The sequence below is a fragment of the Pseudomonas sp. genome, from assembly GCF_049301935.1.
In the GTDB taxonomy this organism is placed as follows: domain Bacteria; phylum Pseudomonadota; class Gammaproteobacteria; order Pseudomonadales; family Pseudomonadaceae; genus Aquipseudomonas.
Genome location: NZ_JBAQLP010000080.1, coordinates 31,146 through 47,542 on the forward strand (window position 1 = coordinate 31,146; position 16,397 = coordinate 47,542).

19 protein-coding genes are annotated in these 16,397 nt (G+C 61.1%); all 19 read right to left on the minus strand.

Going from position 1 to position 16,397, the window contains the following annotated elements; genetic code table 11:
• Positions 1-135 precede the first annotated feature (135 nt).
• Positions 136-1,272 carry a flagellar biosynthesis protein FlhB gene (gene flhB / locus WA145_RS11285; RefSeq protein WP_422581661.1) on the minus strand — a complete coding sequence of 379 codons (1,137 nt, stop codon included), beginning with the start codon at positions 1,270-1,272 and terminating at the stop codon, positions 136-138.
• Between the two features lie 269 nt (positions 1,273-1,541).
• Entirely contained in the window at positions 1,542-2,318 is a 777-nt protein-coding gene (gene fliR, locus WA145_RS11290) for a flagellar biosynthetic protein FliR (protein ID WP_422581662.1), read from the minus strand.
• A gap of 1 nt (position 2,319) precedes the next feature.
• The gene (gene fliQ, locus WA145_RS11295) at positions 2,320-2,589 is read right to left on the minus strand and encodes a flagellar biosynthesis protein FliQ (protein ID WP_422581663.1); all 270 of its coding nucleotides are present in this window, start codon (positions 2,587-2,589) and stop codon (positions 2,320-2,322) included.
• Between the two features lie 2 nt (positions 2,590-2,591).
• On the minus strand, positions 2,592-3,377 hold the full coding sequence (gene fliP, locus WA145_RS11300; protein ID WP_422581664.1) for a flagellar type III secretion system pore protein FliP: 786 nt from the start codon (positions 3,375-3,377) through the stop codon (positions 2,592-2,594).
• On the minus strand, positions 3,377-3,808 hold the full coding sequence (gene fliO / locus WA145_RS11305; protein WP_422581665.1) for a flagellar biosynthetic protein FliO: 432 nt from the start codon (positions 3,806-3,808) through the stop codon (positions 3,377-3,379). The genes fliP and fliO overlap by 1 nt, the downstream gene beginning before the upstream one ends.
• Before the next feature lie 2 nt (positions 3,809-3,810).
• Entirely contained in the window at positions 3,811-4,281 is a 471-nt protein-coding gene (gene fliN, locus WA145_RS11310) for a flagellar motor switch protein FliN (protein WP_422581666.1), read from the minus strand.
• Between the two features lie 31 nt (positions 4,282-4,312).
• On the minus strand, positions 4,313-5,284 hold the full coding sequence (gene fliM / locus WA145_RS11315; RefSeq protein ID WP_422581667.1) for a flagellar motor switch protein FliM: 972 nt from the start codon (positions 5,282-5,284) through the stop codon (positions 4,313-4,315).
• Positions 5,285-5,297: 13 nt separating this feature from the next.
• Positions 5,298-5,825: a flagellar basal body-associated protein FliL gene (gene fliL / locus WA145_RS11320; protein ID WP_422581668.1), complete on the minus strand. Its 528-nt coding sequence runs from the start codon at positions 5,823-5,825 to the stop codon at positions 5,298-5,300.
• A 234-nt stretch (positions 5,826-6,059) separates the two neighbouring features.
• Positions 6,060-7,334, minus strand: a complete 1,275-nt coding sequence (locus WA145_RS11325) for a flagellar hook-length control protein FliK (RefSeq protein ID WP_422581669.1) — start codon at positions 7,332-7,334, stop codon at positions 6,060-6,062.
• Between the two features lie 116 nt (positions 7,335-7,450).
• Positions 7,451-7,804, minus strand: coding sequence for an Hpt domain-containing protein (locus tag WA145_RS11330; protein ID WP_422581670.1), 354 nt, complete (start codon positions 7,802-7,804; stop codon positions 7,451-7,453).
• A gap of 30 nt (positions 7,805-7,834) precedes the next feature.
• Positions 7,835-9,529 carry a SpoIIE family protein phosphatase gene (locus tag WA145_RS11335; protein WP_422581671.1) on the minus strand — a complete coding sequence of 565 codons (1,695 nt, stop codon included), beginning with the start codon at positions 9,527-9,529 and terminating at the stop codon, positions 7,835-7,837.
• A gap of 14 nt (positions 9,530-9,543) precedes the next feature.
• Positions 9,544-9,849 (minus strand): STAS domain-containing protein, encoded by a 306-nt coding sequence (locus tag WA145_RS11340; protein WP_090252075.1) that lies wholly within the window; start codon positions 9,847-9,849, stop codon positions 9,544-9,546.
• A gap of 144 nt (positions 9,850-9,993) precedes the next feature.
• Positions 9,994-10,446: a flagellar export protein FliJ gene (fliJ, locus tag WA145_RS11345; RefSeq protein ID WP_422581672.1), complete on the minus strand. Its 453-nt coding sequence runs from the start codon at positions 10,444-10,446 to the stop codon at positions 9,994-9,996.
• A 3-nt stretch (positions 10,447-10,449) separates the two neighbouring features.
• Positions 10,450-11,811, minus strand: coding sequence for a flagellar protein export ATPase FliI (gene fliI / locus WA145_RS11350; RefSeq protein WP_422581673.1), 1,362 nt, complete (start codon positions 11,809-11,811; stop codon positions 10,450-10,452).
• Positions 11,801-12,607, minus strand: a complete 807-nt coding sequence (gene fliH, locus WA145_RS11355) for a flagellar assembly protein FliH (protein ID WP_422581674.1) — start codon at positions 12,605-12,607, stop codon at positions 11,801-11,803. The genes fliI and fliH overlap by 11 nt, the downstream gene beginning before the upstream one ends.
• Positions 12,608-12,632: 25 nt before the next feature.
• Positions 12,633-13,652, minus strand: coding sequence for a flagellar motor switch protein FliG (fliG, locus tag WA145_RS11360; protein WP_422581675.1), 1,020 nt, complete (start codon positions 13,650-13,652; stop codon positions 12,633-12,635).
• Positions 13,645-15,432 carry a flagellar basal-body MS-ring/collar protein FliF gene (gene fliF, locus WA145_RS11365; protein WP_422581676.1) on the minus strand — a complete coding sequence of 596 codons (1,788 nt, stop codon included), beginning with the start codon at positions 15,430-15,432 and terminating at the stop codon, positions 13,645-13,647. Before fliF ends, fliG begins: the two co-directional genes overlap by 8 nt.
• Positions 15,433-15,447: 15 nt before the next feature.
• The gene (gene fliE, locus WA145_RS11370; protein ID WP_090252062.1) at positions 15,448-15,777 is read right to left on the minus strand and encodes a flagellar hook-basal body complex protein FliE; all 330 of its coding nucleotides are present in this window, start codon (positions 15,775-15,777) and stop codon (positions 15,448-15,450) included.
• A gap of 169 nt (positions 15,778-15,946) precedes the next feature.
• Positions 15,947-16,168, minus strand: coding sequence for a VF530 family DNA-binding protein (locus WA145_RS11375; RefSeq protein WP_422581677.1), 222 nt, complete (start codon positions 16,166-16,168; stop codon positions 15,947-15,949).
• Positions 16,169-16,397: the final 229 nt, after the last annotated feature.

Sequence of the window (16,397 nt, forward strand, 5' to 3'; positions counted from 1 at the left end):
CCGATCAAGGCAGCGTATTGCGCGCGGCGTAACCCATCATTGCGCCATGCCTGCCAAGGCCATGTTGGGTTACGCGGCAGTCGCATGACGCGTTTGCCTGCCCCCATCGCATGCGCCGCTAACCCAACCTACTCACTATTCGTCGCGACGCAGGTCCGGCGGAATCGGCATTTCCGGCAGCGGCCCTGGACGCTTGCCCTTACCCGCCTGGTACTGGCGCAGCTGGTAGACGTAAGCCAGCACCTGGGCGATGGCCAGGTACAGGCCGGCGGGGATTTCCTGATCCAGCTCGGTGGAATAGAACACTGCCCGCGCCAGAGCTGGCGACTCCAGCACCATCACCTTGTGCTCATTGGCGATTTCGCGAATCTTCAAGGCAGTGAAGTCGCCCCCCTTGGCCAACAGCACCGGTGCGCTGCCCTTGGCGGGGTCGTACTTCAAGGCCACGGCAAAGTGCGTCGGGTTGGTGATCACCACGTCGGCGTCCGGCACCTGCTGCATCATGCGCCGCTCGGCCATTTCCCGTTGCAGCTGGCGAATCCGCTGTTTGACCTCGGGTTTGCCCTCGCTGTCCTTGTATTCGTCGCGCACTTCCTGCTTGGTCATCATCAGCTTCTGCTTGCTGCTCCAGAGCTGGAATGGCACATCCACGGCGGCAATCAGAATCAACCCGCAGGACATCCACAACGCGCTCCAGCCCACCACAAGGGCGGCATGCAGAATGGCCGACTCAATCGGCTCATGGACAATCGCCAGCAGGTCGTCCTGCCAGGCCGAGAGTACCGCGATGCCCACCAGCAGAATCAGGGTGAACTTGGCCAGGGCCTTAAGCAACTCGGCCAGGGCCTGCACGGAAAACATCCGCTTGAGCCCCGCCAGCGGATTCATTCGGCTCAATTTGGGCGCCATGGCCTCGGCAGAGAATATCCAGCCGCCCAGAGAAATCGGCCCGGCGATGGACACAATCAGCAGCAGGATAAACAGCGGAAACAAGGCCTCAAGGGCGATCTGCCCGGAAGCGGCGAACCACAGCCCCATGCTGCGTTCATCCATGATCACGTCACGGGGGAGCGAGAAGTTGCCACGCATGATGTCGAGCATGGCATTGCCCATACTGCCGCCGAAGGCCAGCAGGCCGCCAAAACCGCCGAGGGTGACCGCCAGGGTATTGAGCTCTTTGGAGCGGGCAATCTGGCCCTTTTCACGGGATTCGCGTAGGCGTTTCTCCGTGGGTTCCTCGCTTTTATCGGCACCGCTTTCGGATTCGGCCATCGGGGGGCTGCTCCCATTTCATTCACGGTCGCGCCGGAATCTGTTTTTGCGCGAGGCAAGGCACGAGATGCGCGGTTTGGTCATTCCAAATAAGCATCGAGAAACGCAGCATCGCACAAAAACAGATCCGGCCCTTCGGGTTGCGCGGGAAATGGCCCCCGCCGTTGTTGCAGGACTTGGCAAGGGAATAACCATTACCTGCGTCCTGCGCCTAGCCGGGGGGCATTTCTCGCGGCAACGCGCCCCGCGAATAAAACGGGAACAGCCCCCTAACTCGCCCGCGCCATTTCACGCAAGAATTGCAACGCCTCGGAGGCAAACACTTGGTACTGCGCGAGGATATCGGCCATGCCGATCCAGACGATGACCAGGCCCAACACCAGCGTCAGCGGAAAACCAATGGAGAAGATATTCAACTGCGGCGCGGCACGGGTCATCACCCCGAACGCCAGATTGACCACCAGCAGCGCGGTAATCGCCGGCAAGACCAGAAGCAAGGCGGCCCCCAGTACCCAGCTCAGTTTATTGGCAATTTCCCAGTAGCTGTCGACCAGAAAGCCACTGCCCACCGGCAGGGTAAAGAAGCTCTCGGTCAGTACCTCGAACACCACCAGGTGGGCGTTCATGGCGAGAAACAGCAGGGTCACCAGGATCATAAACACCTGGCCGATCACCGGCACCGAGATCCCGTTGGCCGGGTCGACCATGGAGGCAAAGCCCAGGCCCATCTGCATGGCGACGATCTGCCCGGCAATCGCAAATACCTGGAAGAACAGCTGCAGAACAAAGCCCAGCATCATGCCAATCAGAATTTCCTGAGCGATCCAGATAAACGCCTGCACGCTGATCGCATCGATCACCGGCATCGGCGGCAGGGTCGGCATGATCGCCAAACAGATGGCCAAGGCCAGATACAGGCGCACCCGCGCCGAAACCAGCTGAGTGCCAATGATTGGCATAAACATCAGCAGCGCAGCAATGCGAAACAGCGGCAGCATAAAGCTGCCCACCCAGGCGCCGATCTGCTCGTTGCTTAGCTCGAACATGTCAGCCGATCAGCATTGGGATGTTCATGATCAGGGTCTCGGTGTATTCCATCAGCTCGCGCACCAGCCAGGGACCGGCAAAGATCAGACTGAGCAGGATCACCAGCAGGCGCGGCAAAAAGCTCAGGGTCTGTTCGTTGATTTGAGTCGCCGCCTGAAACATCGCCACCAACAGGCCCACTATCAGACTCGGCACCACCAGAATCGCCACAATCATGGCCGTCAGCCACAGGGCGCCACGCAGCAGATCAACGGCTATCTCGGGAGTCATGGCTAGGTGCCCCCAAAACTGGCGGCCAGAGTGCCCATGATCAGCGCCCAGCCATCGATCAGCACAAACAGCATGATCTTGAACGGCAGGGAAATGATCAGCGGCGAAAGCATCATCATGCCCATCGCCATCAGGATACTGGCCACCACCAGGTCAATGATCAGGAACGGGATAAAGATCATAAAGCCGATCTGGAAGGCGGTTTTCAGCTCGGAGGTGACAAACGCCGGCACCAGAATGGTCAGCGGCGCCTCTTCCGGCGCGGTGATATCAGTACGTTTGGACAGGCGCACAAACAACTCCAGATCACTTTCGCGAGTCTGTGACAGCATAAAGTTCTTGATCGGCCCTTCGGCCTTGAGGATCGCCTCCTGCGCCGGCATCTGCTCGTTCAGATAGGGCTGCAGCGCCTCGCGGTTAATCTGCTCGAACACCGGCGCCATGATAAACATGGTCAAAAACAGCGCCAGCCCGACCAGAATCTGGTTCGACGGCGTCTGCTGCAACCCCAAGGCCTGACGCAGAATCGAGAAGACGATGATGATCCGGGTAAAGCTGGTCATCAGCATGACAAACGCCGGAATAAAGCTCAGCGCGGTCATGATCAGCAGGATCTGCAGGCTGACCGAATACTCCTGCTGCCCAGCCGCGTCGGTGCTCAGGGTAATGGCCGGGATCGACAGCGGGTTGCTGCCCGATTGAATCAAGCTGCTGGCAGTCGGTGGATCGGCAGCCAACGCCAGCGAAGCACCCAGGCTAAAAACCAATACCAGCAACAAACGCAGCATCAAGACTTGTCCTTCTGGTCCTTGCCCAACAGCTCCATCAGGCGCTGGGCAAACTCGGTCGAGGCCGGTTCGGCATCCGGCAAATGCACCGGTTCTTTCAGCACATGCAGCGCGGTGATGGTGCCTGGCGTCAGCCCCAGCAACACCTGCTCGTTGCCCACCTGCACCAGCAGCAGGCGATCACGCGGTCCCAGGGCCTGGGTTGCCAGCACTTTGATCACCTGGCCGCCACGCGGCACGATCTGCTGCACCCGGCGCATCAGCCAGGCCAGCAGAAAGATCAAACCAATCACCAGCAGCAGGCCCAGCAACAGCTGCACCAGCTGCCCGCCCATGCCCGTTCCGGCAAGGGGTACCGCCGTTTGCGCTGCCGGCTCGGCAGCCATTGCCGCAACAGGTAGCGCCAGGCCCAGCAGAAGGGTTCTATGCATGGTTAGCGCAGCTTCTTGATACGTTCGCTGGGGCTGATCACGTCCGTCAGGCGGATGCCGAACTTTTCGTTCACCACCACCACTTCGCCGTGGGCAATCAGGGTGCCGTTGACCAGTACATCGAGCGGCTCGCCGGCCAGGCGATCGAGCTCGATCACCGAGCCCTGGTTAAGCTGCAGCAGGTTGCGGATGGTGATATCGGTATTGCCGACTTCCATAGAGATCGACACCGGGATATCCAGAATCACATCCAGATTCGGCCCTTCCAGGTTAACCGGCAGATTGATCTTCGGCGCGCTGTCGAACTCTTCCATCGGCGCACGCGGCGCCGCAGGCCCCGGATCGCTGGCGGCGAGCATAGCGTCGATATCGTCCTGCCCGGCATCGCCGGCCTCGGACAATGCAGCCGCCCACTCATCGGCAAGCGCCTGTTCCTCGGGGGAAGTGGCTTCGTTTTGGTTTTCGTCTGCCATCGTTTTTCCTCGGCTGGCGTTGAATGGGGGATTAGCGGTTACGCTCAATGGGGCCGAGCACCTGCAAAGCCAGCTTGCCTTTGTGCGCCCCCATCTTGACCTTGAATGAGGGCACGCCATTGGCGCAGAGCACCACATTTTCCGGCAGTTCCACCGGTATCACATCACCGGGTTGCATATGCAAAATGTCGCGCAGCTTGAGCTGACGACGGGCAACCGTCGCGCCCAGGGGCACGCTGACGCCGAGAATGTCTTCACGCAGCGCCTTGATCCAGCGCTCATCCTGATCGTCGACATCGGACTGGAAGCCGGCGTCGAGCATCTCGCGAATCGGCTCGATCATCGAATAAGGCATGGTGATATGCAGGTCGCCGCCACCGCCGTCCAGTTCGATATGGAAGGTGGACACCACGATCACTTCACTGGGGCTGACGATGTTGGCCAGCGCCGGATTCACTTCCGAGTTGACGTACTCGAAGTTGATATCCATCACCGCGTGCCAGGCTTCCTTGAGGTCAACGAACGCCTGATCCAGCACCATGCGCACCACGCGCAGCTCGGTGGGAGTGAACTCGCGACCTTCGATCTTGGCGTGGCGGCCATCACCGCCGAAGAAGTTATCCACCAGTTTGAACACCAGCTTGGCGTCGAGAATAAACAGACCGGTGCCGCGCAGCGGCTTCATCTTCACCAGGTTGAGGCTGGTCGGCACATACAGCGAGTGCACATATTCGCCGAACTTCATCACCTGCACCCCACCCACCGCCACATCGGCGGAGCGGCGCAGCAGGTTGAACATGCTGATACGGGTATAGCGGGCGAAGCGCTCGTTGATCATCTCAAGCGTCGGCATGCGCCCACGGACAATCCGGTCCTGGCTGGTCAGGTCATATTGTTTGACGCTTCCCGGCTCGGCGTCGTCCTCGGTTTCCACCAAGCCGTCATCGACGCCATGCAGCAGGGCATCGATTTCATCCTGGGAAAGCAGGTCTTGCACAGCCATATACGGCTCCTGGTTACTGCAATACGAGGTTGGTGAACAGCACTTGCTCGACCGTGACCTTGCCGGTCTCTTTCTCGGCCAGCTCCTGCACGCTGGCGGTCGCCTGCTGGCGCAGCATTTCCTTACCCACCGGGGTGATCAGGGCAGCAAAATCCTGACCGGAAAACAGCATCACCAGACGGTTACGCAACACCGGCATATGCACCTTGAGCGCATCCAGCGCTGCCTGATCGCGGGTCATCAGGGCCACACTGACCTGCATATAGCGGGCGCGGCCCTGATGGTTGAAGTTCACCACAAAGGCCGGCGACAGCTCTTCATAGATGGCCGCCTGCTTGACCGGCACGGCTGGCTCGGCGCCGGCTTGCGCCTTGGCCTCCTGCGCGTCGGCGTCCTTGTTGCTCAGAAAAAACCAGGTGCCCCCCACAGAAAGCCCCATAGCCAGCAACACAGCGAGCACCATGATAATGATCAGCTTCATTTTCCCGGCGGGTTTCGGCTCGGCACTTGCCGGCGCTTGCGCTGCTTCTTTCTTAGCCATGCCAATAATCCGTCGTTATTCGGAGTTCTATCCGTTTTCAAAGGGTTACGAGCAAGTGTTATGCCAGCCTGTCAACAAACCTGCTCAATACGGGTAGCCCAGCACCTGAGGGTGATACGGCCAAGGCATCGGGTAAACCCACGCCCCAAACACAATCGCCCGGCTCCCACACAACGGGAGCCGGGCGACATGCAGTTTAGATCAGTGGGCCATGCAACTACAGCAGCAAGCGCTCTATGCGTAGTAATCAACCAAGCCACGGGCACTCACAGACGTCGTGCGCGCCGATTCGACAGTGCTTAAATGCAGCTCATCATCCGCGCCGAGCAATTCGCTGGAGGAGCCACCGCGACCTTTGCCACCATCGCCCTCCTGCCCTTGCCAGCCACGACTGAGCGACTGATCGGAGACATTAACGTCCAGCTGGTTCATGCCCTGCTGAGCGAACAGCTCACGCAAGCGGTGCATCTGCGAGTCTAACGCCTCACGCACCCCGGCATGCGGGCTTGCGAAGGTGACCTGGCTCTGCTCCTGGTTGACGCTGATACGCACTTCCAAACGGCCCAACTCGGCAGGGTCGAGCTGAATCTCGGCAGATTTGAGGTTCTGACTGGACATCAGCATCACCCGATCCACCACCGCTTCACTCCAGCCCCCCTGCTGCATAGGCACTGCTTGACCGGCCAACAGCGGCGCGCGCGTGTGAGTGGTCTGCTGGGTGATCGCCTGAGTCAGGGCGCTGAGCTTGCTGACGAAGTTTTCTGCCGAGTTATTGGCCGTACCCTCCTTCAGCGCCTCCAGCCCTTTACCGGTCAAGGCCTCCAATTGCAGCTCCGGCAACTCCAGAGAGTCCTCAGTCACCGGCTGGGCCTCTTCGACTAAGCGACTGGCCAGCATGCTCTGCCCCGGATTCTGTGCAGCGTTCTGCGCAGCTGGAGTCAACTGACTGTGTAGCGTGGCATGGTCGATCTTGGCATTTTCCTTGGCCCCCATTTCCAGCGCCAGGCGCACCGCCGGCAGCTGGTTGAGCGCATCCAGTTCAGCATCGAAACTGGCCTCGGTCATGCTCGCCGGCCCCGAACTGGTCAGATTACCCGTCGTCACCAGCAATGGCTGAACGTCGCTCGCCACGTCCAGCTCGCCAGTTTCTTGCTCGACCGGCAGTTCACCGGTAATACCTAGCAGCAGAAGAGGATCGAGCACCACGCCCTCGACTGCCGGCTCGCTCGGCAAAGGCTTGCCGCTATCGGCAAGCTCGGCCTGGCCAGCGGCAGCCAGCACCTGCTCATCTTGCGGTTGCTCTTGCTCAAGCTTGCTCTCATGTGCAGGTTTGGCAGGCGCATCACTGCGTTCTGCAGCCTTGGCCTGACGCTCCCTGGCATACACCTGAGAGAAGCTGGACGCCTCATTGCTATTGGGCTGCGCGGGTTTTTCCGGCGGTTTTGATGCAGCGGCCCTGGGCTTTACTTCAGGTGCCGACTTGAGCAGCAGATCGGGGGCAACGGACATGGATACTCTCCGTTCGGGGTTGGTCGTACGGAGAGTTTTGCAAGGCGCGGGCCAACTTATTGGCAGGCAGGTGCAGCGGGGTGAAATACAGCAGTAAAGGGGCAGAAACAGCAAGACTAGTGCCGATAACGCTGCCGCTCGGACTTAAGCAAGATGCGCACGATGGCAAATTCACGCTCGATCTGCTCGACCAGCTCGGGGGCCAGCGCCAACTGCTCGCGGCGCCCGGCCTCCTCCAGCTGTTTGCACAGCCCGGCCAGCATCGGCGCGCCCATATTGCTGCAACTGCCTTTAAAGCTGTGCGCCGCCAGCCGCAGGCTCTGTGCATCGGCCGACCGCTCTGCCTGACGCAATACCAACAGGCGCTCTTCGGAGTCGATCAGAAAGGTATCCAGCAGCACCGGATATTCATCCTCCATGACGTCCTGCAAAGCCGCCAATACTGCGCTATCAAGGTGAATATCGGACAACGGCTTGCTCCCCTCGCGTGATGCGCTGGATTATGCCCCAGGCAACCAGGAAAACTCCACGCGCACCCCCGGTTCGCCGTCGCCCCAACTGCAGCGCTCACTCAATTGCCTGACCAGCGCCAGCCCGCGACCGCTCAAGCTATGGGCATCGCGCGGCTCAACTGGCAATTGTTGGGCATCGAAGCCCGAGCCGCTGTCTTCAACCCGCACGATCAGCCGCCCGCCGGCACCCTCCGGCTGCAACTGCAGGTGAAAACGCACAAAGCCGTCGGTCAATGCCGCCAGGCGCAGGCTGCGTTGACGGTAGTACTCGGCGAAACCCTCGGCATTCGCCTTGAGCGCCGAGTCCAGGCCCAGCACGCCATGTTCCAGCGCATTTGAGTACAGCTCGGCCAGCACGCTGAACAAGGCGCCGCCCTGGGGCCGCAGCCCCTGCACCTCAAGCAGCAGCTGCAAGAGAAACGGCAACGGATTGAAATGGCGCAGGGTTTCCCCGCGAAACTCGAAGCTGGCCGACCAGTCCAGGGAATGGCTCTGGCCATTGTCGGCAAAGGCCAGCGGCGGCCGGCTCAGCTCGGCGTCATTGACCAGGCTGACCTCCAGCAGGCTGACATCATCCTGCTGCTCGCCACTGAAATGGGTCAGCGCCTGCTGGATCTCGGCGAACAGCGCGGTCGGCTGCCGATTAGCCGCGAACACCTCAAGCAAGCGCTCCTCGCCAAACAACTCACCCTGCTTGTTACAGGCCTCCAGCACGCCATCGGAGAGCAGGAACACCCGATCCCCCAGCGCCAGTGGATAAACCTCGTATTTGTCGTTGAACGCGGTCGGCTCCAGCACCCCCAACGGCAAATGCCGCGACACCAGCGGCAAACGCTCACCACTGCCGCGCAGCAGATAACCATCTGGCAGGCCGCCATTCCACACCTCGACCACCTGACGCTGGAAACTGATATTCAGCAGCGTGGCGCAGCAGAACACCCCGACCGGGAGAATACGTTTGAGCTTGGCGTTGATCTCGCGCAGCACTTCGGCCAGGGAGTAGCCCTTGGCCGTCATGCCATAGAACACCTCGGCCAGCGGCATCGCACCGATGGCGGCGGGCAGACCGTGGCCGGTGAAATCCCCCAACAACACATGCATGCCGCCGGACGGTTTGAACGCAGCCAGCAGCAGATCGCCGTTAAACACCGCGTAGGGGGATTGCAGGTAGCGGATATTCGGCGCATCCAGGCAGCCGGAGTGGGTCACCTTGTCGAACACCGCCTTGGCCACCCGTTGCTCGGTGAGCAGGTGTTCGTTGTGTATGGCAATCAGGTCGCGCTGCTGCAGCACGGTGTCCTGCAGGCGCCGCAGGCGGTCCATGGCCTTGATCTTGGCTTCGAGAATCACCCGGTTATAGGGCTTGGCGAGAAAATCATCACCACCGGCTTCCAGGCAGCGCACCAGCGCTTCGCCCTCGGTCAATGAGGTCAGAAAGATGATCGGCACCAACTCATCGCCGGCCGCCTGTTTGATTCGTCGCGCGGCCTCGAAGCCATCCATGATCGGCATCAAGGCGTCCATCAGCACCAGCTGCGGACGCTCCTGTTCGAACAGGGCCACCGCCTCCAGGCCATTGCTGGCGGTCAGTACGCGGTGTCCCTGACGGCTGACGATGGTAGACAGCAGCATGCGATCAGCCGCGTTGTCCTCGGCGATCAGAATGGACAGACGCTCTGGCATGGCACGCGCCCCGCTCAGGCGATTTTGAACAGCTGCTCGAAATTCGAGATGGCGAGGATCTTGCGCACATCCGGGTTGCAGTTGAGCAGGCGGATCTGCGCGCTGTCGCCACCGGCGTGATCGCGCAGTAGCAACAGCATGCCCAGCGCCGAGCTGTCCAGGTAGGTGGTGTCCTTAAGGTCTACAACATAGCGCTGCGGGGTGCTGTTGACGCGCTCGTAGGCATTGCGAAATTCCTGATGCGCACCGAAATCGAAGCGTCCCTGAATCAGAATGGTCAGCTCTTGCCCATCGGATGAGGGCAGCGAGGTGATGGCCATGAATTACTCCTATCAACGAAAAGACCAGGCCGCACGCTCAGGTGGACCCGACTGCAGGTTATGTATGATCAAGATGTAGCATCGCAATGCCCGGGCGGCAACTGTTTAGGTTGTGTAGATCTATCGCGGCGGGATAATTGACGCTTAAGACGGCGAATCACGGGTGGATATGCGCTGCGAGAGTTCATCGAGGAGCTTTTGCTCACGCTTGTCTTCGGCCAGACGCGCTTCGTCCTGATAGCGTTTGACCAGTTTGCGTAAGCCTTCCATACGGGCGTATCGCTGCTGCCAGACCTCGCGCACCTTTTCCATGTTGGCGCGGTGCCAGTCGACGCTGTTGCGCTGCTGGCCGATGGCGGTTTCCAGTTGGGTGAGAAAACGCTGATAGTTCATCAGCCACTGCCCGGACACCCCGCGCTGGCCTTCGCTGATCCACTGCTGCTGGTAATCCCCGCGGTAGCGTTCCAGGTCGCCCAGCTGCACCTCGGCCTGGCGCAGCAAGCCCTGGCAATGACCCAGCTGCAAGGCCGCCTCGCGCTCGGCCCGTTCGGCCATCTCGACCACCGGGGCCAGCCGCGCGGCGCGGCTCTGCGCCATGGCTTACGCACCTGCAGCAGCGGGGTTGAAGGTCGCGGCCAGCTGCGCGCTGCTGCTTTCCAGGCTTTCGTTGTCCTGCAGGCCTTGCCGCAGGTACTTGACCATGGCCGGCTGACGGGCGATGGCCAAATCGGTGTCGGCATCGCCGCCCGCTACATAGGCGCCGACGCTGATCAGGTCACGGCTCTGCTGATAACGCGACCACAGCTGTTTGAAGCGCTGAGCCAGACGCATATGTTCGGCACTGACCACCTGCGGCATCACCCGGCTGATCGAGGCTTCGATATCGATGGCCGGGTAATGCCCCTCCTCGGCCAAGCGCCGCGACAGCACGATATGGCCGTCGAGCACGCCACGGGCGGCGTCGGCGATCGGGTCCTGTTGGTCATCGCCCTCGCTGAGTACGGTGTAGAACGCGGTAATCGAACCGCCGCCCTTCTCCGCATTACCGGCACGCTCCACCAGCTTGGGCAGGCGGGCAAATACCGATGGCGGATAACCCTTGGTCGCCGGCGGCTCGCCAATGGCCAGGGCGATCTCGCGCTGGGCCTGGGCAAAACGGGTCAGCGAATCCATCAGCAACAGCACGTTCTTCCCTTTATCGCGGAAGTACTCGGCAATTCGCGTGCAATACATCGCCGCGCGCAGGCGCATCAGCGGCGCATCGTCAGCCGGCGAGGCGACCACCACCGAGCGTTTGAGGCCCTCGTGACCGAGGATCTCGTCGATAAATTCTTTAACCTCACGGCCCCGTTCGCCGATCAACCCGACCACGATAATGTCGGCCTCGGTAAAGCGCGTCATCATGCCCAGCAGCACCGACTTACCCACGCCGGTACCGGCAAACAGGCCCAGACGCTGACCACGCCCCACCGTCAGCAGGCCGTTGATCGAGCGGATGCCAACATCCAGCGGTTCGCTGATCGGGTGGCGGTTGAGCGGGTTGATCGCCGGGCCATCCATCGGCACCCAGTCTTCGGCTTTCATGCCGCCTTTACCATCGAGGGCGCGGCCGGTGCCATCGAGTACCCGGCCGAGCATCGACATGCCCATGGGCAAACGCCCGGTATCCGGCAGCGGCACCACGCGGGCACCAGGGGCGATGCCGGCCAGGCTGCCGACCGGCATCAGGAAGATCTTGCCGTTGGAGAAGCCCATGACCTCGGCCTCGACCTGCACCGGGTGATAGCTGTCGTCGTTGATCACCAGGCAGCGGCTGCCCAGGGCGGCACGCAGGCCTTCGGCTTCCAGGGTCAAACCGACCATGCGGATTAAACGGCCCTCGACTTGCGGCTGGGTCGGCAGTGCCACGGCCTCGCTGTAACCGGCCAGGCGCTTGGCAAAACTCACCCGATCAAGGCGCATTCGGGCTCGCCTTGGGCATCTCTAGGTCGATATGCAAATCGGCTTGCAGCGGGTGCACCGCCTGTTCGCGCTGCTGCTCGAACAGCTGCTTGATCGCCTGATTCAGGCGGGTTTCCACGCTGGCGTCGATGCGACTGAGCTCGCTTTCCACCCGGCAACCGCCCGGCAGTAACGAAGGGTCTTCGAGAATTCGCCAGCTCTCTTCGTGGCGTTCGCGCAAGGCCTTGATCATCTCGAAATCTTGCGGATTAAGGTGAATGCGAATGTTGCCGGCCCCCATCGGCAGCAGCTTGAGTGCCTCGCTGAGGACCTGACGGATCTGGCTGGAGTCGCTGGCCAGCTCACGCTGAATCACCTGGCGCACCATCTGCCCGAGCAGGCTGATCATGGCTTCTTCAAGCTGCTGATCCTGTCCGGCAATCGGCTCGAACAGCTGGGTCATCAACTGCTCCAACCCGGCCATTTTTACAGCCAGGGCCATATCGGCTTCCTGCTTGGCTTTCAGCTGGCCGGCGTGAAAGCCGTCCTTCTCGCCGGTGGCAAAACCTTCGTTGTAGGCGTCCTGGCGGATCGCCTCCAGCTCGCCCAACGTCAAGGGCTTGACGTCTTCCAGCGCCACCTCTTCGCTCTCGACCGGCACCTGCCCGCTCGCCTCAAGCGGCTGCGCGCACGCCGGGTCCTCTGCCGCAGGTTCAGGCGTTTCCACTTCCGGGTCGAAGCTGGGCAGCGCCCACACATCCACACCCTTGAGGTCCTTGGCGCGAATCAGCTCGCTGGGCGGCTCTTTACTGGACATAGGTCAAACCATTATTGGCCATGGGTTAGACCATTTCCTCGCCGCCTTTGCCGCCCAGGACAATTTCCCCGGCTTCGGCCATACGCCTGGCGATGGTGAGGATTTCCTTCTGCGCGGCTTCTACGTCGCTGACGCGCACCGGGCCCTTGGCTTCCAGATCGTCGCGCAGCAGCTCGGCGGCACGTTTGGACATGTTTTTGAAGACCTTTTCCTTGATCGCCTCGTCGGCGCCCTTGAGCGCCAGCACCAGCACGTCCGAGGACACCTCGCGCAGCAGCGCCTGGATGCCGCGATCATCAACATCGGTAAGGTTGTCGAAGACGAACATCAGGTCCTCGATCTGACTGGACAGGTCCTCATCGACTTCGCGGATCGAGTCCATCAGCTGGCCTTCGATCGAGCTGTCGAGGAAGTTCATGATATCGGCGGCACGCTTGACCCCACCGAGCGCGGCGCGGGTGGTGTTGGCGCTACCGGAAAACTGCTTCTCGAGAATCTGGTTGAGTTCCTTGAGCGCCGCTGGCTGTACGGTATTCAGCGACGACACGCGCAATACGATATCCAGGCGTACCTTGTGGTCGAAGTGGCCCAGTACTTCACCGGCCTGATCGGGATCGAGGTAGGCGACCACAATCGCCTGAATCTGTGGATGCTCGTAGCGGATAACATCCGCCACCGCGCGCGGCTCCATCCATTTCAGGCTGTCCAGACCACTGGTACTGCCGCCCAGCAGGATACGATCGATCAGGCTACCGGCCTTGTCTTCGCCCAAGGCCTGGGTGAGCATCTTGCGAATATAGCCATCGGCACCAACGCCCAGGCTGGTCTGATCGCCAACGATATCGACGAACTCGCCCATCACCTGCTCGACCTGTTCGCGGTGCACATTGCGCATGCCGGCCATGGCCACGCCGACCCGCTGCACTTCCTTCGGGCCCAGGTGACGCAATACCTGGGCCGCGTCGGTTTCACCCAGCGACAGCAGGAGGATAGCCGCCTTGTCGACCTTACTTAGCTTGGTGAGGCGGGCGTTGTCGTTACTCATCGGCGTTGATCCACTCTTTTACAACTTGAGCCACACGGCCTGGGTCTTCGGCGACCAGACTCTTGATGGCGTTCAATTGCGCATCATACCCCTCACTCGGACTGGGCAGGAGGATGCTTTGCGGGCCGCCCAGGCTTACGCGATCCTCGGACAGATCACCGCCCAGCGCGCCCATTTCACCGAGTTCAACATCGCCACTGCGGCCATCGCCCTGGCCTCTGCCGCCGCCGGTGATGTTGTTGAGCACTGGGCGCAGTACACCAAAGACCAATACCAGGATAAACAGTACACCGAGCACTTGTTTGACCACATCCCAGAACCACGGCTGGGTGTAGAACGGAATCTCAATTATCTCCTCGCCCACTTCGGCGGAGAACGGCGTATTGATCACGCTGACGCTGTCACCACGGCTGGCGTCGAAGCCCACCGAGTCCTGCACCAGGCGGGTAAAGCGCGCCAGGTCATCGCTGCTCCACGGCACGCGAGTGGTTTCACCGCTGGCCGCATCGACCTTGACCTGATCATCCACCACCACGGCCACCGACAGCCGGCGCAAACGGCCCTGCTGCTGCTTGGTGTAGCTGATCGAACGGTCCAGCTCGAAATTTCGCGTGGACTGTTCACGCTTGTCCGCCGGATATGGCGCGAGCATGGCCAGGCCGGTGGCCGGGTCGATGATCTGCGCGCCGTTGGCATCCAGCAGCGGCTGCCCGGCGGCAACCGGGCCCGGCACCGCAGCAGCGCCGCCGCCGGCCTGTTCAGGCGCTGCCGCCGCACCCGGCGGCTGATTGGCCAGGGCACCCGGCACACCCTGCGGCGGCAGGCTGCTGGTGCGCTGTTCGTTGACCTGTTGTTCGCTGCGCAGTGCCGGTTGATCGGGGTTGAACATTTCCGAGGTGGATTCCACCGCGCTGAAATCCACATCCGCCGACACTTCGGCCTTGTAGCGGCCCGAACCCAGCACCGGCTGCAGAATATTGTGCACGCGCTGGGTAAACAGGCTTTCCATGCGGCGGCTGTAGTCGAACTGCTTGCCGGCCATGGTCAGCTCGGACATTTCCTGAATATCCGAGAGCAGGTTGCCCTTCTGGTCGACCACCGTGACCTGGGCCTTGTCCATTTCCGGCACGCTGCTGGCGACCAGATTGACGATGGCCATCACCTGGCTTGGCTCCAGGCCGCGCCCCGAATACAGCTCGACCAGCACCGAGGCGCTGGGCTTGCGTTCATCGCGCACAAACACTGAACTCTTTGGAATGGCCAGGTGTACGCGGGCCGACTTAACGTTGTTCAGGCTGGAAACGGTGCGCGCCAGCTCGCCTTCCAGGCCACGACGGTAACGGGTGGCCTCCATAAACTGGCTGGTGCCCAGGCCTTGTTCCTGATCGAGAATCTCGAAACCGACGCTGTTGTCGGTCGGCGCTACGCCAGCGGCGGCCAGGCGCATGCGGGCACGGGCCAGGTCATCGGCCTTGACCAGCAGCGCGCCGGAATTGGGTTCCACGGTGTATTTGATATCGGCGGCGGACAGCGTCTCCATCACCTGGGACGCGTCCATACCGTCGAGGCTGCCATACAGCGGCTGATAATCGGGCTGCTGCGACCACAGCACCACGGCAAAGCCGATCGCCACGCTGGCGGCCAGGCCGACCAGCAGGCCGATCTGGCGCAACATCGACATATCGGCGAGGTTTTCCAGAAAGGTCAGGCCGAACAGCGGTTTCTTCGGCTCACTACCACCGGTGGTGGCAGGTACGTTTGCAGCGACGGCTTCAGCCATGATTCAGCCCTACCCTTAAACCGGCATCTGCATAATGTCTTGATAAGCCTGAACCAGCTTATTGCGCACCTGGGTCATGGCCTGAAAGGAAACGCTGGCTTTTTGCGACGCGATCATCACGTCCGTCAAATCCACGCCGCTGGTGCCCATTTCAAAGGCGGTTGCCAATTTATTGGAGGCCTGTTGGGTTTCGTTGACCTTGCCCACCGCCTGCCCGAGCATCTCGGAAAAGCTCGGTGCACCGGGCTCCGGCGTGCTGGCGACAGGCTTCTGACGCGCCATGGCGTCGGCCTGCATGGAACGCATCTCCAGCATCAAGCGATTGAATTCAACACCCTGGCTCATCACTACCTCCACTGGCCGCGGTTTTTTTGTGGCGTGCTATCCGTAGCAGCCACCCTTCGGGTCGTCGCTACGCGACGGCCAAAATGGCTCCCGGCCATTTTTTGACGCTTCGCGGCGTTTGCAGAGGTATTGCAACAAGGGTGCCAGATTTCCAACTGGGGCTTAGGGCCTATTTGCGCGCCTGCGAGCGGAGATACAGAGCCTCGACCTTCTCCCGCGCCCAGGGCGTCTTGCGCAAAAACGTCAGGCTGGACTTGATGCTCGGGTCGCTTTTGAAACAGCGGATATCAATCCGCTCGGCCAAGCCGTCCCAGCCGTACTGGGCCACCAGGGCAGTGAGAATGGCTTCAAGGGTGACGCCATGCAGCGGGTCTTTCGGTGATTGTGTCATGCAGAACCTTACGGACAGCTCGATTGAGGCAAACCCCGCCACCTTAGCCAAACCAGCGGCCAACCAAAAGCGCAGCGCGGTGCTTGAGATTTTATTTCGAACATAAAAAATGGCCGGGAGCCATTTTTAACGTCGCGTAAAGACGCCACCCGCTGGGTGCGACCTTAATGGCAAGCCATAAAAAATTGTCTGGAACAATTTTTAACGTCGCGTAGCGACGGCCCGAAGG